This is a genomic window from Thermococcus sp. M36 (genome assembly GCF_012027355.1).
GTDB lineage: Archaea > Methanobacteriota_B > Thermococci > Thermococcales > Thermococcaceae > Thermococcus.
The window spans coordinates 1-458 of sequence record NZ_SNUH01000181.1; the positions used below are offsets into that span (position 1 = coordinate 1).

The window sequence follows — 458 nt, forward strand, 5'->3', positions numbered from 1 at the left end:
CTGAAAGGAGGAAATATTAAAATTTAATTGCTGTTATTTAATGCATTAATTCGAAGTTTAATTAAACCAAGATGAGATTTTAAAAGCTGAAGTTTTCCATCAGTTCTTTCATAGTTGAAATAATTTATTATACCAGCTACATCTAAATCTAAACCATAACTTTCAATGTGTGAGCCATGCAGTAAAAATGAGGCTTGCTCAAAATCAGATTCATTTAACGAAGGAAGTTGGTTTATTAATGTCTTTAAATCAGACTCGCTTCTTTCATTACTCCATTTAACTAGAAATAATTTTGTAGAATTATAAAGGGAAACAAAATCATCAACCTTTAAATCCTCCAGTTTTGTTGATAGTGATTTTCTCGAAAGAAGAGAACCTAAGTTAGCTTTTAAAATTTTGTCCGAATGTTCTTCTAAACTTTCTAAAGAACGAATAATACTTGATAAACTTGGTGTTTT

Annotated in this window: 1 protein-coding gene; it reads right to left on the reverse strand. The window is 28.6% G+C overall.

The window, feature by feature from the left end:
* Window positions 1–23: 23 nt before the first annotated feature.
* A partial coding sequence (locus tag E3E36_RS11885) for a hypothetical protein (protein ID WP_167895582.1) occupies window positions 24–458 on the reverse strand: 435 nt, incomplete at its 5' end.